Genomic DNA, 18,168 nt, shown 5'->3' on the forward strand with positions numbered 1-18,168 from the left:
GATGAACGCGAGCCCAACCGCCGAAGACTCACGCAGCGGCCTTCAGACTGCCGTGCGGATCGATGACGAATTTCTTCGGCACGCCCGAATCGAATTCGGCATAACCGCTGGGCGCCTGATCGAGCTCGATGACCGTCACGTTGACGACCTCGGCGATATTCAACCGGTCCCAGAGAATCGCCTGCATCAGGTTCCGGTTGTACTTCATCACCGGAGTCTGGCCGGTGAAGAAGGAATGTGACTTCGCCCAGCCAAGCCCGAAGCGCACCGAAAGACTGCCGTGCTTCGCCGCGGCGTCGGTCGCGCCGGGGTCATCGGTCACATAGAGGCCCGGAATGCCGATCTTCCCGGCGGCGCGCGTGACTTCCATGAGGGAGTTCAGGACGGTGGCGGGCGCTTCGGCCTGGGAGCCCGAGTGACCGTGTCCACGCGCTTCGAAGCCGACGCAGTCGATCGCGCAATCGACCTCCGGTTCGCCGAGCAGACCGGCGATCTGGTCGGCGAGCGAGGCGTCTTCCGAAAGGTCGACGGTCTCGAAGCCGACGCGCCGCGCGTGCTCGAGCCGCGTGGGATTCACATCGCCGACGATCGTGACGGCGGCGCCCAGCAATCGCGCCGACGCCGCGGCAGCCAGACCGACCGGCCCCGCCCCGGCGACATAGACCGTCGAGCCCGGCCCGACGCCGGCGGTCACCGCGCCGTGATAGCCGGTCGGCAGAATGTCCGAGAGGCAGGTGAGATCGCGAATCCTGCTCATGGCGCGGTCGCGATCCGGGAATTTGAGCAGGTTGAAGTCCGCGTACGGCACCATCACGAACTCGGCCTGTCCGCCGATCCAGCCGCCCATATCGACATAGCCGTAAGCGCCGCCCGCGCGCGACGGATTGACGGTCAGGCACACGCCCGTGTTTTGCGCCTTGCACATCGGGCAACGGCCGCAGGCCACGTTGAACGGCACGGACACGAGATCGCCTTTTTGCAGCGTCGTGACGTCCGAGCCGACTTCGATCACTTCACCCGTTATCTCGTGACCGAGCACGAGGCCAGCCGGCGCCGTTGTTCTGCCGCGAACCATGTGCTGGTCCGAGCCGCAGATATTCGTCGCTACGACGCGAAGGATGACGCCGTGATTGGCTTTTCGGCCCGCCGGGTCCACGAGTTCGGGAAACGCGATGCCGCGCACCTCGACTTTCCCAGGCCCCACATAAACGACTCCACGATTTCCTGACATGACGTCTCCTGATGTGATGTGGTTATCGACAACGCGCTTTTCGAGACGCAAGTCACAGCCAGTCGGTCTCGAAGCTGCACGTCGTGAGCGGGACGCAACCGTGCTCCGTGAGCACGACCTGCTGCTCGAGCTTGACGCCTTCGTTGCCGCCATCCGCGCCGATATAGCTTTCGACGCACACCGTCATGCCGACTTCGAAGCGGCCGTCGTAGCCCGCGCTGTCCCAGTCGACGCTATGCGCGATCGACGGATACTCGTCCACCATGCCGATGCCGTGGGCAAGGCAGCAGTAGCGGTTCTTCACGAACGGGTCCGGAATCTTCCATGCCTTTTCCGAGAACTCCCGAAAGGTCATGCCGGGCCGCAGAAGATCCATGTTGAAGTGGACCTGCGCATAGGCGTATTCGTACAACGTGCGCTGCTCATCCGATGGACGGCCATCGCCGACGAGCCAGGTGCGCGAGATATCGGAGCAGTAGCCGTTCGGCCCAACCATGTCCGTGTCGAACGCGAGCAGGTCGCCGTCCTGCAGAACGCGCGAAGAGCACTCGTGCATCCAGGGATTGGTGCGCTCACCGGACGCGAGCAGCCGGGTCTCGATCCACTCGCCGCCGTGCCGGATATTTTCGAAATGCAGATGGGCCCAGATATCGTTCTCGGTCATCCCCGGGCGCAGCTCGCTGCGCATGCGCTCGATGCCCTTCTCGGCGGTGCGCAAGGATTCGCCGATCAAGACGAGCTCGCCGGACGATTTGATGAGCCGGGCCGTCTCCATCAACGCCTGTCCGTCGAGCAGGGTGATGCCATGCTTTTCCAGATAGGCGGCGCCGAACGGGTCGAGCCGGTCGACGGCCAGCACGCGGTCGCCGGGCGCATGCTTGCGGAGCACGTCGACGATCTCGGCGCCCCAGGTCTCGGCGCGGCGCTCGGCTTCATGTCCCGCATTGAAGAAGGTCCAGCTGATGGCGCCGCGCAGTTCGACATCGAGGTTCAGCCCGTCCCACACATGCTCGCTGCTGTGAAATTCCCACGCGACGATGCGGCCATCGGCGAAGACCATCACATAGCGCGCGGGATTGCGGCCCGCCCAGACCTGCATGTTCGACGTGTCGGTCGCGTAACGGATGTTCACCGGGTCATACAGAAGGATCGCCGGGATCTTGTGCTTGAGGAGTTGCTCCTGCACCCGTGCAAGCCGATACGACCTCACGTCCCGCAGAATCGCCTCTCTGCCGCCGGGTTCGACTGCGCTGCCTGCGTCAACGGCTGGTTCGCCCGCCATACTCGTGCTCCTGGAAATAGTTTTAATGTGCGATTGCAGAGGTGTGGGTGGTGCCTCTCAGGTTCGGCTGCCTTCGCTGTGCGACGAGTATTCGTTCGCGCCAAGTCACCGTCAATGCGCTTTATTTTCCGGGCCGCATTACTTTAGGTTATGCATCCGCAGCGGGGCCGGTCGCACAGGCTCGAATCGGAAAACGCATATTTCTCAGTGACTTCCCGCATTAGACACATTGAAGTCTTGACGAATACAATTTGTAGACACACTATGATCGCAACAGGAGGACACATGAAGGCGAGTGTCGTTGAAATCGAACGAGAGGACGGTCAGGCATCGTCCCAGGACCGCAAGGGCGCGTTGGGTCAGGCTTTGCGGCATCGCATTCTGAGCATGGAACTGGCGCCGGGCGCGTCGCTGGACGAAGTGGCGCTGGCCGAGGAGTTCGGCCTGTCGCGCCCGCCGGTGCGGGAACTGATGCGGCAGATGGCGGCGGAGGGTTACATCGAGCTGGAGGCGAATCGTGCCGCGCGCGTGGCGTCGATGAACTACGACTCGCTGCGCAACTATTTCCTCGCGGCTCCGTTGATCTACGTCGCGACGAGCAAGCTGGCGGCGGCGCACGCGACGCAGGCGGAGATCGACGATCTGAAGCGCATACAGGAAGGATTCCGCGCGGCGGTCGAAGGCGACAACGTGGAAGAGCGCGTGCTGTGGAACGACCAGTTCCACTTCGCGATAGGCAAGATGGCGCACAACCCGTATCTGCTGCCGAGCCTGTGCCGGTTGCTGATCGACCATGCTCGGCTTGGCAAGACGTTTTATCAGCCGCGCGACGAGCGCATGGACGCGGAGCTCGCGGAAGCGGTGCAGCAGCACGAAGACATCATCGACGCCATCCAGCGTCGCGATGCAGAAGCGGCGGGAGAGGTCGTGCGGGCGCACGTCTATCTGGCGCGGCGAAACATGGCGTCGTACGTTGCGCCCGAAGGCGTGAACGTGCCGATCGAGTTTTAGCTTCCCGAACCGGGCGTCGTGTCCGGTTCCTCATGAAAACCTGTGTCGATGAGAGACTGATATGACTGATTTGTTGTCCAGGGCCGAGTATCGAAAGATCGCCCGGGGGTTGAAGCTGCCTACGTCCGTCATCATCGACGGCAAGGCTTGCGGCGCCGCAACGGGCGAGACGTTCGCGACGTTCGATCCGACGACGGGCGAGCATCTGGCGGACGTGCCGGCTTGTTCGAAGCAGGACGTGGACGCGGCTGTCGCAAGCGCGCGCGCCGCGTTCGATGACGGCCGCTGGTCCAAGCTGCACCCGGCCGAGCGCAAGCAGGCGATTCTCCGTCTGGCCGGTCTCATCGAGCAGAACGCGCTCGAGCTTTCGGTGATGGAAAGTCTCGATGCCGGCAAGACGATCTTCGATTGCCAGACGGTCGACGTTCCCGAAACCGTCAACGTGCTGCGCTGGCACGCCGAGGCGATCGACAAGATCTACGACCAGGTTTCGCCGGCATCCGAGAACCACATCTCGATGATCGTGCGCGAGCCTGTGGGGGTCGTCGGCCTCGTGCTGCCGTGGAATTTCCCGCTGTTGATGCTGGCGTGGAAGATCGGCCCGTCTCTCGCCGCGGGTTGTTCGCTCGTCGTGAAGCCGGCCGAGGAAACGTCGCTCACGACCATGCGCGTCGCGGAACTCGCGCTCGAAGCCGGCATTCCCGCGGGCGTGTTCAATGTCGTGACGGGCACGGGTCCCGCGGTCGGCGAGCCGATCGGCCGTCATCGCGACATCGACATGGTGTCGTTCACCGGATCGACCGAAACCGGGCGGCGCTTCCTTTCCTATTCGGCGGAAAGCAATCTCAAGGAGATTGTGCTGGAAATGGGCGGCAAGAATCCCTGCATCGTGATGCCCGACGCGACGGATCTCGATGCGGTGGCAGGGCATATCGTCAATGGCGCCCTCTGGAACATGGGCGAGAACTGCTCGGCGATTTCGAGGCTCATCGTGCATCGCGACATCAAGGCGCCCCTGCTCGACAGAATCATGAAGCTCGCCGACGAATGGCGCGTCGGCGACCCGCTCGACCCGGCGAACCGCATCGGGCCGCTGGTGTCCGCGCAGCATTACGAGAAGGTCGCGTCGTATCTCTCCGACGATATCAAGGTGCTCTACGGTGGTCAGACGAGCGAAGGGCGATACGTGCATCCGACCATCGTCGATGTCGATAGCAACGACGCGAAGCATGCCCGCGAAGAAATCTTCGGACCGGTTCTGACGGTCATCACGGTGGACAGCCTGCAGCAGGCAATCGATATCGCGAACGACACCGACTACGGGCTCGCCGCTTCTGTATTCGCCGGAAACGGGAAGCGTGCATTGCGGGCGGCGCGCGCGATCCGGGCGGGCACCGTGACGGTGAACTCGTTCGGCGAAGGCGACATCACCACCCCGTTCGGCGGCTACAGGCAGTCGGGCTTCGGTGGACGCGACAACTCCCTTCACGCGCACGACCAGTACACGCAGCTCAAGACCATCTGGCTCGATCTGAACGACAACGCAACCGACGAAGAGTGAAGACATGAAAGACTTTCCTTTCCCTGGCATCAATCTGGCAATTAGCACTCCTTTCGATGAAAACGGCAAGCCGGATCACGCGCGCCTCGAACACCTGATCGAGCGCTATCTTGCGGCGGGCATTCGCGGCTTCGTGCTGAGTTCCGGCACCGGCATGCACGTCTATCTTTCGCAGGAGGAATCGAAGGCGCTCGTCGCATTCGGTGCGAAGGTGATCGGCGGGCGCGCGAGGATCATCGCGCAGACGTCGGCCCTGCTCGCCGACGATGTCGTGGAGCGCACGCGTCATGCAGCCGACTGCGGCGCTGACGGCGTGATGGTGCTGCCGCCGTTCTTCGAAGGCCCGACCGATGACGACGGCGTCTTCGAGTTCTATTCCACCGTGGCGCGCGGCGGCCTTCCCATCATCGGATACAACGTGCCGCAGGCAGTGGGCGTGGAGATCACCCCGACGCTCCTGCGCCGGCTGTGCGAGATTCCGGAGTTCCTCGCGGTCAAGGACAGCAGCGGCGATCTCGCGAAGCAGGCAGCGCTGATTCGCACCGGGCTTCCCATGATGAACGGCGCGGACGCCCTCGTGCCTTACGCGATGTACGCGGGCGTCAAAGGCCTCATCTGGGGCGGCGCGAACTTCGCGCCGAAGACATGCACCGAGTTCGTCACGGCGGCGCAGGAGCATCGTTGGGATGACGCCCGCGAACTCTGGCGCCTGCTCGAGCCCGCCATGTCCCTGATCTGGGAAGGCGACTATGTGCAATCCGTTTATGCCGCCGCCGAAATGACCGGCTACGGCGCGGGCAATCCGCGTCGCCCGTTGTCGCGCCTGTCGGCCAGGAAGATCGATGCGCTGCGCAGCGCACTCGGCGATCTCGTCGAGCGCGAGAAGCGCACGGTTTGAACACATCGAGCGAGAGATCATGTTCGTAGCGAGCAAACTCCCCCAGCATCTCGGCCAGTCAGGCTGGGTATCGATGCTGCCCCGCCGCGCGCCGCGTCCGCCACTCGACGGCACGGTGAATGCGGATGTCGTCGTGATCGGCGGCGGCTTTGCCGGGCTTTCGGCGGCCCGGCGTCTGTCTCAGCTCGACCCGAGGCTCAACGTCGTCATTCTCGAGGCGAGCGAAGTCGCCGAAGGCGCGACCGGACGCAATTCGGGTTTCATCATCGACCTGCCGCACGAGGTATCGTCGGAAGACTACGGCGGCTCGGGCAGCGACGAGCGGCGGCACGATATCAAGGTTCATCGGACCGCGATCGCCCTTGCGCGGGACCTGGCGAACGAGAAGGGCTGGGGCAGGGATATCTTCGACCCTTGCGGAAAGTACAACGTGGCGCTCGGTCCGCAGGGCGACGAGCACGTCGCGTCCTATGCGAAGCAGCTGGACAAGGTGAAGGAGCCGTACCGGCTTCTCGATGCCCAGGCAATTGCCGACGTGACCGGAACCCGTTCCTTCACATCGGCGATTTATACGCCCGGCACTGTCATCATCCAGCCCGCTGCTTACATACGAGGTCTGGCCGATTCGTTCAGTGGCCGCGTGAAGCTCTACGAGAACACGCCTGCATTGTCATTCGAGCGTCAAGGCGTGTCGTGGGCGATTAGTACGCCGAAAGGAAAGGTCAAGGCGAAGAAGATCATTCTCGCGAACAACGGCCAGGCTCAGAGCTTCGGTCTATTCCGTGGGCAGCTTCTGCACGTCTACACCTACGCATCGATGACCGAGGCGTTCGATCCGAAGCGCCTCGGCGGTCAACGCTCATGGGCGGCCACGCCCGCATTCCCGATGGGCACGACCGTGCGCAGGGTGGAGGGCGAGAAGGGCGATCGAATCCTGATTCGCTCGCGCTACACCTACAACCCGCGCATGCAGGTGAGCGAAGGCGCGATCGCGCGAGCGGGCCGGGTTCACGACCGCAAGTTCGAGAAGCGCTTCCCCATGCTGAAAGACGTGCCGATGCAATACCGATGGGCAGGCGCGATGGCATTGACCTGGAACGGCGTGCCCGTGTTCGGAGAGATCGAGCCTGGCATCTTCGCCGCCATTGCGTGCAATGGCGTCGGTGCGACGAAGGCCACCGCATCGGGCATAGCAGCCGCCGAAGCCGCGCTCGGCATGGATTCTTGGCTCGTTCAGGTCTTCAGGGGGTTCGCCGCGCCGAAGCGGCTGCCGCCCCAGCCGTTCCTGACGATAGGCGCAACGGCGAATCTCAGCATGAAGGAATGGTCGGCAGGGGTGGAGTGACGCATCAACCGAATGACGGAGGAACACATGGACTGGTTAAACAAATTTCCGCATATGCAGGATGAATCGCTTCTTCATATGAAGCGTTCGATCGATGACGGTTTCCGCGCTTTCACGGCGGCATACGGCGACCCCATCGACAGCTTTTTTCAGCCGCTGCAGCAGTTCCTGATGACGGCGGAGCGCTTCATGACACAGACGCCTTGGCCTGTCATCATGCTGCTCGTTCTCGTCGTGGCGTGGGCGGCGAGCCGCAACTGGAAGGTCGTTCTAGGCTGCCTCGTCACCCTCGCCCTGATCGGCTATCTCGACATGTGGCAGGACACGATGCGCACCGTGTCGATGATCTTCGTATGCACGTTCCTCTCAATCGTGATCGGTTTGCCGATCGGCATTCTCATGTCGAAGTCTGACCGGGTGCGCAGAGTGATCGATCCCGTGCTCGACGTGATGCAAACCATGCCGAGCTTCGTCTATCTGATTCCCGTCGTGATGCTGCTCGGCATTGGCCGCGTGCCTGGTCTCATCGCGGTTGTCATCTATGCGATCCCGCCGATGATTCGGCTGACCAACCTCGGCATTCGCCTCGTCGACCGCGACATTCTCGAAGCCGCGGACGCGTTCGGCTCCTCGGGCTGGCAGCGGCTTCTGAAGGTTCAGTTGCCGCTCGCGCTGCCGACCATCATGGCAGGTGTGAACCAGACCATCATGATGGCGCTGGCCATGGTCGTCGTCGCCGCGATGATCGGCGTTCAAGGGCTCGGGCAGCCCGTGCTGAAGGCCATCGCAAATCAATACTTCACGCTCGGTATCTTCAACGGTCTTGCTATCGTGGGCATCGCGGTCATCTTCGACCGGGTCAGTCAGGCATATGGCAAGCGGCTCCAAAAGCATCAGGAGGTGGTCCATGGCTGACATCAAAGCAGGCGGCATCAAGATCCAGAATCTCTACAAGATCTTCGGACCCAAGGCCGCATCCTACGTCGACGCAGTGAAAAACGGTCTGTCCAAGGCCGATCTGTTGCAACAGACGGGTCACGTGCTCGGCCTTCGCGATATCAACCTGGATATTCCCGCCGGTTCCATTCAGGTCATCATGGGGCTCTCGGGCTCGGGCAAGTCGACGCTCATCCGGCACATCAATCGCCTCATCGACCCGACTGCGGGCGAAGTGCTGATCGGCGGCGTCGATGTGTGCAAGATGAAGTTCCGGGACCTGCGCGAATTCCGCCGCCGTCAAACAGCAATGGTGTTTCAGAAGTTCGCGCTGCTTCCTCATCGCAATGTGCTGGATAACGTCATCTACGGCCTCGAAGTGTGCGGCGTGACCCGAAAGGAGTCGCTCGGCACGGCAATGCGATGGATCGAGCGCGTGGGACTCAAGGGCTTCGAGCAGCGTTACCCGAATCAATTGTCCGGCGGCATGCAGCAACGCGTCGGCCTGGCCCGCGCGCTGGCGATGGACGCGCCCGTTCTGCTCATGGACGAAGCGTACTCGGCACTCGATCCGCTGATCCGCATGGATATGCAGACCGTGCTGCTGGATTTGCAGAAGGAGATTCGCAAGACGATCGTCTTCATCACGCACGACCTCGATGAAGCGCTCCGGCTCGGCGACCAGATCGCGATTCTGCGTGACGGATGCATCGTCCAGCAAGGCACGAAACAGGACATCGTGCTGCGCCCCGCCGACGACTATGTGACCAACTTCGTGAAGCAGGTGAATCGCGGGCGCGTCGTGCGTGTCGATGGCGTGATGTCGCCGCTTCGATCCGGCGTCGCGGCGGTCGGCAAGCACGTCGCCAATGACACGACCATCGAGGACGCCATTTCGCTATTGACCCGGGAGCCGTCAATCGAGCACCTGATCGTGGTCGGCTCGGGCAATCACCCCTTGGGCACCGTGAATCTGCGCCAGCTCGCCGCCGCGCTCATCACGCCGGACGAAGAGCACGACGCGGTGCGCGTGCCTCCCGATGAGCGCGAATGCGCCGATGTTCCGGGCGCGGCATCTCGTGCATGAATGATGTCGTCGATCGTTTAATCCAACGCAACTTTTAGGGAACTGCCATGAAACTGAAATTCATAGGGGCGCTTGTCGCAGCCGGCGCTTTCTGCGGCGTGTCGCAAGCCAACGCCGCCGGTTGCGGGAACGTGACCATCGCGAGCATGAACTGGCAAAGCGCTGAACTCGAAGCCGCTGTCGACAAGATGATTCTCGGAGAAGGCTATGGCTGTCAGGTGAACATGGTGATCGGCGACACCGTTCCCACGATTACCTCGATGGTCGACAAGGGCAAGCCCGATATCGTGTCGGAAGGCGCGATCGATCTGCTGCCCGCCATCGTGAAACAGGGTATCGATGCAAAGAAGATCGTCATGGCCTCGAAGGTGATTCAGGAAGGCGCGGTCTATGGATGGTATATCCCCAAGTACTTCGCCGATAAGCACCCCGAGATCAAGACGATTCCCGACGCCCTCAAGCATCCGGAACTGTTCCCCGATCCGGAGAACCCTGGAAAGGGCGTGATTTATAACGGCCCGCAAGGCTGGGGCATTACGGTCAATACCGCGCAACTATACAAGGCATACAAGGCCGACCAGGCAGGGTTCCGGCTCATCGATACGGGCTCGGCGGCGGGTCTCGACGGGTCGCTGGCCAAGGCGTACGAGCGCAAGCAGCCGTGGCTCGGCGTCTACTGGTCTCCCACATCGCTGCTGGGCAAGTACCAGATGGTGAAGCTCGACCCGGGCGTTCCCGTCGACGAGGCCGAATGGAAGCGTTGCACGACCGTGGCGAACTGTCCTGATCCGAAGCCGACGGCATGGCCGGTGGGACGCCTGTACACGCTGGTCGCGAAGCCGTTTGCGGAACGGACGAGCCCGGACGTCATGAAGTATCTGGACACGCGTTCGTTCAAGACCGCCGACGTTCAGCAGGTCATGGTCTGGATGACCGACAACCAGGCGACGGGCGAAGACGGTGCGAAGCGCTTCCTCAAGGAGAAGCAGGATGTCTGGACGAAGTGGGTTACGCCGGCCGCAGCCGAGAAGATCAAGGCGTCGCTGTAACGGCTGAGTGACGAGTCTCGGGCGCGCGGCGCGATGGCCGCGCCGCCCGGAGCGTGTTCGAATCATCCATCACCATGCAAGCTCACGATGAAAGCAGTGACTGACGGCGCGAAGGGCTATCGGCGGCTCATTCCATCGCTCACGGCGCTGGTCGAATTCGAAGCTGTCGCGCGGCTGCGAAGCTTTACTCAGGCTGCCGTGGAACTCGGCGTGACACAGGCCGCGGTGAGCCGCCAGATCCGGCTTCTCGAAGAACTGCTCGGCGTTCGCCTGCTCGACCGCTTGCATCGCGGCACCATGTTGACGAGCGAAGGCGACGCGCTGTACAGGGTCGTTGCGGAAGCGATGGGCAAGATCGCCGGTGTGTTCGACCGCCTGTCGACGGGCATCGAAGAAGAGGAAATGGTGCTGGCGACCACGGCCGCGTTTTCGCATTTTCGCCTGATGCCGAGTCTCGCGAAGCTCAAGCGTCTTCAGCCCAATCTTCGCTTGCGGCTGACGACAACGATGTTCACTGCCGATCTTCGCCATAACGAAGTCGATGTTGCCGTGCGGTGGGGCAATGGCAAGTGGAGCGATGGAACATCGCATCTTCTGTTCGATGAAGAAGTGTTTCCGGTGTGCTCGCCGGAATGGAAAGAGGAATATGGCGCGCCCGGTTCGCTGGATGAACTGGCCAACCTCACGCTCATCTCCTATGACGCGACCTCGGAAGGCTGGCTGACCTGGGAAGAATGGTTTCGCGCGATGGGCGTGCGCCCGATGAAGCTCAAGTATGGTCTGCGAACATGCCTCTATAACGACGCGGTTCAGGCCGCGCGGCATGGGCAAGGTGTCGCGCTTGGCTGGGGCAGATTGCTTCACGAGCATCTGGCATCCGGCGAACTCGTTCGTCTTACGAGCGCGTCACTTCCATTGAGCGATGCCTACTATGTCGTCGTGCCCAATGGCCGCACCCTCACGCCGACGGTTCAAACGCTCATCGATCTTTTGCGTCATGCAGCTGGTGTCACGCCATAATTCAAAGTAATGAATTCGCGAAAATAAAGCGCATTGACGGCATCTTTCGGCAATCCAATACTGACGCCAGCGCGGGAACATTCGAAGTCCCGATAACCCTGAACGTTGGAGATGAAAGATGTCTGAGTTTCAATTGAAGCCTCTCGGTGAACTTATTCGCAGCCGCGAACCCGGGTTCGGATTGCCCGGCGATGTCTTTAGCCGACAGGACGTTTTCGAAACCGACGTCGATATCTTCTTTCACAAGCACTGGATCATGGTCGGCGTGACGGCGGATGTTCCGGAGCCGGGCGATGTTTCCGTCGTCGATATAGGCAGGGCGTCGGTCATCATCGTGCGCGACGACGATGAAGCTATCCGCGCTTATCGCAACGTGTGCCGCCACCGTGGCGCGCGCCTGAAGGAAGCCGGAAAATCGACGGTCGGCATGCTGGTCTGTCCGTATCATCAATGGACGTACGACCTCGACGGCAGCCTGCGACATACGAAGCATATGGGCAAGGACTTCGACGCGACCTGCCGCAACCTGTTGCCGGTTCATATCAAGGTGGTCGGCACGCATGTCTTCGTGTGCTTCGCCGACGAGCCGCCGGCGGACATCGCGAAGCTCGAAGAAACCATGACGCCGCGCTTCGCATCGTACGATTTGCAGAATACGAAGATCGCGTACGAAGCGGAGATCGTCGAAGACGGCAACTGGAAGCTCGTCATGGAGAACAACCGCGAGTGCTATCACTGCGAAGCGGGGCATCCCGAACTGACGGTGTCGTTCCTGCCCGAGGATTTCGGCTTCAGCACCGATCACATGAACGAGGAGTCGCTGCAGGCGCTCGACGCGTACTACAAGCGCAACGCCGAAAGCCAGCAGGACTGGGAAAGCGAAGGCTTGCTGTGCGCGCCCGTCGAGGCGTTGAGCGGAGACGTCGCGACGCATTTCCGGACGCAGCGGCTGGTTATCGCAGGAAACGGCGAATCGCAGACGATGGACACCAAGGTCGCGTGCCAGAAGCTGTTGGGCAAACTCGCGCGTCGCGACCTCGGCGACACGCACATGTGGACGCACAACTCGTGGACGCACGTGATGAGCGACCACGCCATGATCACCTACATCGTTCCGCTCACTCCGGAAAAGACCCTGGTGCGCACGAAATGGCTCGTGCATGCCGACGCGGTGGAGGGCGTGGATTACGACATCACGAAGTTGACCGAGGTCTGGGTCGCGACGAACGCGCAGGATGCGAGCCTCGTCGCGATCAATCACCGTGGCGCGCAGGACCCGGGGTATGTGCCCGGACCGTACTCGCCTTTCACGGAAACGTATGTCGATCAGTTCGTCGACTGGTACGCGTCGCGTCTCATGGCGCACGGCATCTGACGCATTGGCAAGAAACGCAAACGGGCCCATGACGGGCCCGTTTTTCATGACGCGCGACGCGGGTTCACAACTGCTGCGAAACACCCAGAGGCGGGGCGACGGTGTCGATCACCGGCGTGCTCTCGGGATGCAGTTCCCGGATGAACGTCTCGGACAGCGCGATCACTCTCGCGAATGCGCGCGGATCGTAAAGCGCATGATCGACATCCTTGCACACCGCGGTCTTCACTCGCGCGACACGCGACAGCTTCTTTCCGTGCCTGCCGAAGTGAGCATTGAGCTGATCGAGGCCATCGTCGCCCGCGCCGTACAGAAGCAGCGTTTGCACGCCTTTGCGCTCGAGCGTCTGAATGACGCCGTGCGGATGCGTGATCGGCGCTTCGACGGTGCCGCCGACGGCCTTCTTGCGATGCACGCCGAGCAGTTGCGATTGCAGGCGCGCCGCGGCATTCGACGCGAAGGCCTTGGCGATCGGCTTGAGTCCGCGCTTGCCGCTCAAAACCAGCCACCACTTCGAGGGCTTCAGAATGGCCGGACCGAGACGCGCCATCGAATTGCGTTTTTCGTTCCTGAGCTCTTGCAGCGTCATTCTTTCGGGGATGTAGAAGCGCTGAAGATTGACCGCGATGACAGCCGCGATCGATGGCTCGATGAGCGATGCGCGCAACGCGCTATAGGCACCCGAGCAGATGCCGAACGTGAGGACCGTATCGTAGCCCTTGCGCTTGAGCCATGCAGCGGCGGTCGCAACGTCTTCGACAATGGTTTGCGCATGAATCGGCGCCGCCGTGTCCGGTGCTTCGTCCGTCGAGCGCGGCGGGCTGTCGCCGATGCCGCGCGCGTCGATGCGCATCGACGCGATACCGCGTCGCGCCATCTCCCGCGCGATGCGCACGGACAGGCGGCTGTCGCCGTGATGCACGCTGCCCGCAGTGTTGGTGATGACGATGGCCGGCCCGCCCACGAGCCGGTCGCGCGGCTCGCACAGGATGCCGAAGAGTCCGGCTGCACCGAATACCACCGGGCGCTCGATCGCTTCCGGCGTCTCGATGATCGCATCGCGGCTCGTCCCTGGCCGCGTCGGCTTTCTCGTGCGGCCTTTCATTAGATCGACGGAGCCGCCTTCCATCATGCCCTGTGCGATCCATTGCGCGGTTCGCGTGAGGGTTTTCTCCGGCAGGACGGACGACGCGGTCTCCTGCATGAATTCGAAGTAGTCGTCGAAGCTGTCCGTGTGGACCTCGACGCCTCGATCGCGCAGGGGAGCGTAAAGCGCCTGACTGGCTCCGGGCATCACATCGACAACGAATACGCGCTTCGGGATCGCGCTCTGACGGCTCATGGCCTTTCCGAGATCGAGCTCGCTCAACCGGCTGCGAAATGCATCGCTATAGATTTGCCCGAGCACGCTGAAGGGCGAATCGATCTGCCCGGCCCGCACGGGCACAGGAAGGTTCTCGACCCACGCCTTGTGCAATGCCGACAACTCGCGAAGATAGCGGCGTCCATTCAGTACGGGCGCAAGCAACGCGAGAGAATCCACGAGGGGATGATGCGACGCGAGCGCCGCCAGCGTCCCGCCGAGACGCAAGCCGCATAACGTGACCTTCGTTACGCCCGTCTCGTTGCGCAGGCAATCCACAGCCGCACCGATATCCGCGACGAACCCATCGAGCTGATCGCCGTCATGATCGAGTCCGACCGAATCGCCCGTGGCGAGATAATCGAAGCGCAAGACCGGGATATCCATGCGGGCCAGATCTTCGGCCAGATGACGCATGGCTTTATGACCCCAGGACTCTTCATGTCCAAAAGGCTTGCATAGCACGACGCCGTGCTTGCCATGGCCGGCATGAAGCCAGCCAAACCGGCCCCCAAAAACGATCGGCGTCATGAGTTGCCTCCCCGCTCCAAATGACCGATGTACGCTTCTGCGGTCCAAGACGCATGACGGGCAACGTTCTTTCCCTCAGAGCCGCTATATGTATTTGTCTTTTCGCGCATGTTTTTCGCGTTGTCTTGCACGTGTGGAGCGATTAAACCTCCTATCGATTTTCCCTTTCGGTGCGTTGTCCAACATTTTCAGAAGCGGTTGTCCAAGCGAGTAACAGTTACGCGACCGCACTCTTTTTCAAGGCAAATTCTTCACGCTTAAACGCAGATCGCATGTTCGATGAGCTCTTGATCTTCAAAATCAATGGGGTCGGCGAATCGAGAACGATTCCGAAAAAAGTTATGTCTGCTTTCCCTCATAGCGCTTAAGTATTTGCTCCTGAACTGCGCGGTAATTCGCTAACATTACAATTGTAAGGAACGATTTCGCCGCGGAGGTGTCTTGTTATAGACAACACGAGACGAGCGAGTAGCGGGAATGACGCGCGGCACAAGGCAACCGAGTCCGTTCCAAACGGAGCCAAATCACCGGATAAAGCGAATGGGCGTTTTGCTTAATCGCTTTATGACCGATCATCAGCAACGTTGAGGGAACCTACATGACATCTTCCGTTTTCGAGTCTGTCCGGCTAGACGAAGTCCTGCTGGAGCCATCTCCGATCGATCCGTCATGGATCCTCGAAGGCAATCCGGTGGCGCGTTGCGGTCAGTGGTCGAAAAGTCCCGACACGACGACGACATCGTGGGTGTGGGATTGCACGGCCGGACGCTTCAACTGGTATTTCGAGGAGGACGAGACGATTTACGTGATCGAAGGCGAGGTCATCATCACGGCGGAAGGCCAGGAACCGCGCACGCTGCGCGCTGGTCATGCCGCGCTCTTCTATGCAGGCACGCGTTCCGAATGGCACGTGCCGCACTATGTGCGCAAGCACGCGATCCTGCGTCCGCACATCTCGAAACCGGTGCTATTTGCGCTCAAGGTGAGCCGCAAACTCGGCCGCAAGCCGGCCGGCTATCTTCCGCGCACGTCATCGCTCTGAAGCGAGCCATTCGTCTCCCAATGCGTCAGAGATGCGCGGGCGCGCTCAGGCGCACGCAGGACTGACATCGAAGCCGGCGAGAAAATGATCGCCGGCCTCGTGAAGAAAGACCGGAAGCGGGTCCGGCAATCCGGGCTCGCCTTCAAGGCTCATTGCTGCAACCACGCCTGGACTTTTTCCGGATGTGCGTCGACGAACTTCTTCGCTGCGGCATTCCAGTCGTTCGTGGTGTTTCCGTCGAGTTCGATTGCTTCGACGTCGGCCAAGGTCAACTTGAAGTGGCGAACGAAGACGTCGGCGCGCGGAAACTTGCCTGCGAATTTCTTCGACGCGAATCCGTGGATCTGTTCCTCGCCGCCCAAGGTGCCCTTGGGATCTTTCAGATATCGCATCTTCCACCGTTGCCACAACCAATGCGGGCTCCACACGGTCGCCACGATCCAGGTCTTCGATTGATAAGCACGCGAAAGCGCCGCCAACATCCCGGCCTCGCTTGCCGCAATCAGGTTATAACCCGCGAGGTCATAGGCCTTGATCGTCTTCTCGGACGCGACCATCTCGCCCGCGCCTGGATCGATACCTTGAATCTTGCTTTCCAGCTTGGTCTTGACGTCGGGCTTGTTGAGATCGGCGAGTGAGGACAATTCGCTTTCGGGTACATAATCCGGAACCGCCCAGCCGATCTTCGCGCCGGTATAGATGATGCCCATATCCTCCATGTCATTCTTGTAGCGGCTGTAATAGGCCCCGTGCGTCACCGGCAGCCAGGCTCCGAGCATGAGATCCAGGTCGCCCCGCGCGATACCTTGATACTGAATGCCGATATCCGTCGTCACCAGCGTGACCGGCTGCTGCAGCTTGGTTTCGAGAACGTATTTCGCGGTGTACACGACAGCTTGTGTATCGGCCCAGTTGGCCAGCCCGATCTTGATTGGCTCGGCGGCGTTGGCGCACGTCGCGAACATGACAGTCGAGGCTGCAAGGGCAGCCTTCGTGACGAATCGTACGAGCGAGGTATTCTTCATATCGAGTTCCCTATGTCGTTGCGAGCGTCTATCGCGTGCACGCGATGCAGCGGAGCCCTAGTATTCGGGCGCATAAAAGCGCCGTCAATGTTCTTTGCTCAAGTTTCGCGTCCGGTAGGTGTTATCCCGCGTGCGCTGCGCGCCGCGCCATCGCGAGGAACGCACCCAGCCCCACCATGACGCCGCCTGAAATGCGGTTCAGCAGCCGGCCTTGCAGCACGCCGGATCGAAGCAGGCGTGCCGCGCCGAGCACCGCGATGACGTCGACGAGCGTGTTCAGCACGACGCAGACGCTTCCCATCAACGCCAGTTGCGGCGCGAGCGCTCGCGCCGGATCGGCGAACTGCGGCAGAAAAGCAAGAAAGAAGAGGGCCGTCTTCACGTTGAGCGCTTCGACCATGATGCCTTCGCGCAGCGCGCGGCGAACACCTTGCGACCCAACGCGTTCCGCGTCATGCGGCGGATCCGCGCGCAACAGCAGGCGTATTCCCAGATAGACGAGATACGCGGCCCCGATGTACTTGAGCATGCCGAAGAGCATCGCGGACTTCGCGACCAGCATGGAAAGTCCGAGCGCCGCGGCGAGCACGTGGACCAGCCCGCCTATCGCGGTGCCGATGCACGAAGCCAGCCCTTCGGAGCGGCCCGCCGCAGCCGTGCGCGCGACGACGTAAGCGATCCCGGGACCGGGTGTCATGGCGAGAACGATAGCGGCGATCAGAAACGCAATGAACGACATGTGAGGCACCTTGTGTCCGAGTTCACGCATCCGTGCGCATCGATTGCGCGAGCTCGTGATGTCCGCGCGACGCGAGCGCACCCGCGGCGCCGTTGCGATCACGCGCCTCCTTGTTCTGACTGAGCTTCGATTTGCCTACCAGCGATGTCACCGCGATCTCGATGCCCACGATCGAGCGCAGCATGCCATCGATGAATTCGGGCGTGGCGTCGCTCATTTTCCACGGTGCAGGCTCGCTCGCTTCGTGCCGGCGGGTGAGTCGCGCGACCATGCCGCGCACGAAGCGCTCGTCGTCGCGAATGGTGAGCGTGCCGTGCGCATGCACGACCTCGTAATTCCATGTGGGCACTTGCCTGTGCGCCTCATGCTTGCTCGGATACCAGTTCGGGGAAATGTACGCGTCCACCCCGCGGAAGACCACCATCACGGGCGTGCCCGACGGACAGCGGCGCCACAGATCATTGGCGCGCGCCACGTGTGCGGTGAGCATGCCATGCGTGCCCTGGTCCGGATCGAACTCGAAGGGGATGTGCTCGGCGTCAAGCCCGGCGATGCCATGCGTGACGAGGATGCCCAGCGGATGCGCGCGGATGATCCGAAGCAGTTCCTCGGGACGAGTCTGTGCGAAGTGCGGAGGGATATACATCGTGGTTTCTCGAGAGAGGAGTGCGAA

Annotated in this window: 16 protein-coding genes; 10 read left to right on the forward strand and 6 right to left on the reverse strand. The window is 61.6% G+C overall.

What is annotated here, in order from left to right; all coding sequences use genetic code 11:
• Positions 1-28: 28 nt before the first annotated feature.
• The gene (fdhA, locus tag AC1Z32_RS36005) at positions 29-1,231 is read right to left on the reverse strand and encodes a formaldehyde dehydrogenase, glutathione-independent (RefSeq protein ID WP_483483636.1); all 1,203 of its coding nucleotides are present in this window, start codon (positions 1,229-1,231) and stop codon (positions 29-31) included.
• A 52-nt stretch (positions 1,232-1,283) separates the two neighbouring features.
• A complete protein-coding gene (locus AC1Z32_RS36010) occupies positions 1,284-2,513 on the reverse strand; it encodes a M24 family metallopeptidase (RefSeq protein ID WP_483483637.1) in 1,230 nt (409 codons plus the stop codon).
• A 285-nt stretch (positions 2,514-2,798) separates the two neighbouring features.
• Here AC1Z32_RS36010 and AC1Z32_RS36015 point away from each other — a divergent pair, with 285 nt between their 5' ends.
• The 9 genes from AC1Z32_RS36015 to AC1Z32_RS36055 all read left to right on the forward strand — a co-directional run bounded on the left by AC1Z32_RS36015 (position 2,799) and on the right by AC1Z32_RS36055 (position 12,795).
• Complete coding sequence (locus AC1Z32_RS36015) at positions 2,799-3,524, forward strand: GntR family transcriptional regulator (RefSeq protein WP_483483638.1); 726 nt, start codon at positions 2,799-2,801, stop codon at positions 3,522-3,524.
• Between the two features lie 61 nt (positions 3,525-3,585).
• Positions 3,586-5,085 (forward strand): aldehyde dehydrogenase, encoded by a 1,500-nt coding sequence (locus tag AC1Z32_RS36020; RefSeq protein ID WP_483483639.1) that lies wholly within the window; start codon positions 3,586-3,588, stop codon positions 5,083-5,085.
• 4 nt (positions 5,086-5,089) lie between these two features.
• Positions 5,090-5,983, forward strand: coding sequence for a dihydrodipicolinate synthase family protein (locus AC1Z32_RS36025; protein ID WP_483483640.1), 894 nt, complete (start codon positions 5,090-5,092; stop codon positions 5,981-5,983).
• A gap of 19 nt (positions 5,984-6,002) precedes the next feature.
• Positions 6,003-7,328, forward strand: a complete 1,326-nt coding sequence (locus AC1Z32_RS36030) for an NAD(P)/FAD-dependent oxidoreductase (protein ID WP_483483641.1) — start codon at positions 6,003-6,005, stop codon at positions 7,326-7,328.
• A gap of 27 nt (positions 7,329-7,355) precedes the next feature.
• Positions 7,356-8,243: an ABC transporter permease gene (locus AC1Z32_RS36035; protein WP_483483642.1), complete on the forward strand. Its 888-nt coding sequence runs from the start codon at positions 7,356-7,358 to the stop codon at positions 8,241-8,243.
• Positions 8,236-9,351, forward strand: coding sequence for a quaternary amine ABC transporter ATP-binding protein (locus tag AC1Z32_RS36040; protein WP_483483643.1), 1,116 nt, complete (start codon positions 8,236-8,238; stop codon positions 9,349-9,351). Before AC1Z32_RS36035 ends, AC1Z32_RS36040 begins: the two co-directional genes overlap by 8 nt.
• Positions 9,352-9,398: 47 nt before the next feature.
• Complete coding sequence (locus AC1Z32_RS36045; RefSeq protein WP_483483644.1) at positions 9,399-10,400, forward strand: glycine betaine ABC transporter substrate-binding protein; 1,002 nt, start codon at positions 9,399-9,401, stop codon at positions 10,398-10,400.
• 87 nt (positions 10,401-10,487) lie between these two features.
• On the forward strand, positions 10,488-11,420 hold the full coding sequence (locus AC1Z32_RS36050; protein ID WP_483483645.1) for a LysR substrate-binding domain-containing protein: 933 nt from the start codon (positions 10,488-10,490) through the stop codon (positions 11,418-11,420).
• A 118-nt stretch (positions 11,421-11,538) separates the two neighbouring features.
• On the forward strand, positions 11,539-12,795 hold the full coding sequence (locus tag AC1Z32_RS36055; RefSeq protein WP_483483646.1) for an aromatic ring-hydroxylating oxygenase subunit alpha: 1,257 nt from the start codon (positions 11,539-11,541) through the stop codon (positions 12,793-12,795).
• Positions 12,796-12,859: 64 nt separating this feature from the next.
• On the opposite strand, the gene AC1Z32_RS36060 is transcribed toward AC1Z32_RS36055, so the two are convergent.
• A complete protein-coding gene (locus tag AC1Z32_RS36060) occupies positions 12,860-14,689 on the reverse strand; it encodes a serine aminopeptidase domain-containing protein (RefSeq protein WP_483483647.1) in 1,830 nt (609 codons plus the stop codon).
• Positions 14,690-15,287: 598 nt separating this feature from the next.
• Between AC1Z32_RS36060 and AC1Z32_RS36065 the strand changes: the two genes are divergently transcribed.
• Positions 15,288-15,731: a cupin domain-containing protein gene (locus AC1Z32_RS36065; protein WP_483483648.1), complete on the forward strand. Its 444-nt coding sequence runs from the start codon at positions 15,288-15,290 to the stop codon at positions 15,729-15,731.
• A 149-nt stretch (positions 15,732-15,880) separates the two neighbouring features.
• On the opposite strand, the gene AC1Z32_RS36070 is transcribed toward AC1Z32_RS36065, so the two are convergent.
• The 3 genes from AC1Z32_RS36070 to AC1Z32_RS36080 form a co-directional block, all read right to left on the reverse strand.
• Positions 15,881-16,756: a glycine betaine ABC transporter substrate-binding protein gene (locus AC1Z32_RS36070; RefSeq protein ID WP_483483649.1), complete on the reverse strand. Its 876-nt coding sequence runs from the start codon at positions 16,754-16,756 to the stop codon at positions 15,881-15,883.
• A 121-nt stretch (positions 16,757-16,877) separates the two neighbouring features.
• The gene (locus tag AC1Z32_RS36075) at positions 16,878-17,495 is read right to left on the reverse strand and encodes a LysE family translocator (protein WP_483483650.1); all 618 of its coding nucleotides are present in this window, start codon (positions 17,493-17,495) and stop codon (positions 16,878-16,880) included.
• 22 nt (positions 17,496-17,517) lie between these two features.
• Positions 17,518-18,141 (reverse strand): FMN-binding negative transcriptional regulator, encoded by a 624-nt coding sequence (locus AC1Z32_RS36080; protein WP_483483651.1) that lies wholly within the window; start codon positions 18,139-18,141, stop codon positions 17,518-17,520.
• Between the last annotated feature and the right edge of the window lie 27 nt (positions 18,142-18,168).

The organism is Caballeronia sp. 11_S32 (genome assembly GCF_056930355.1).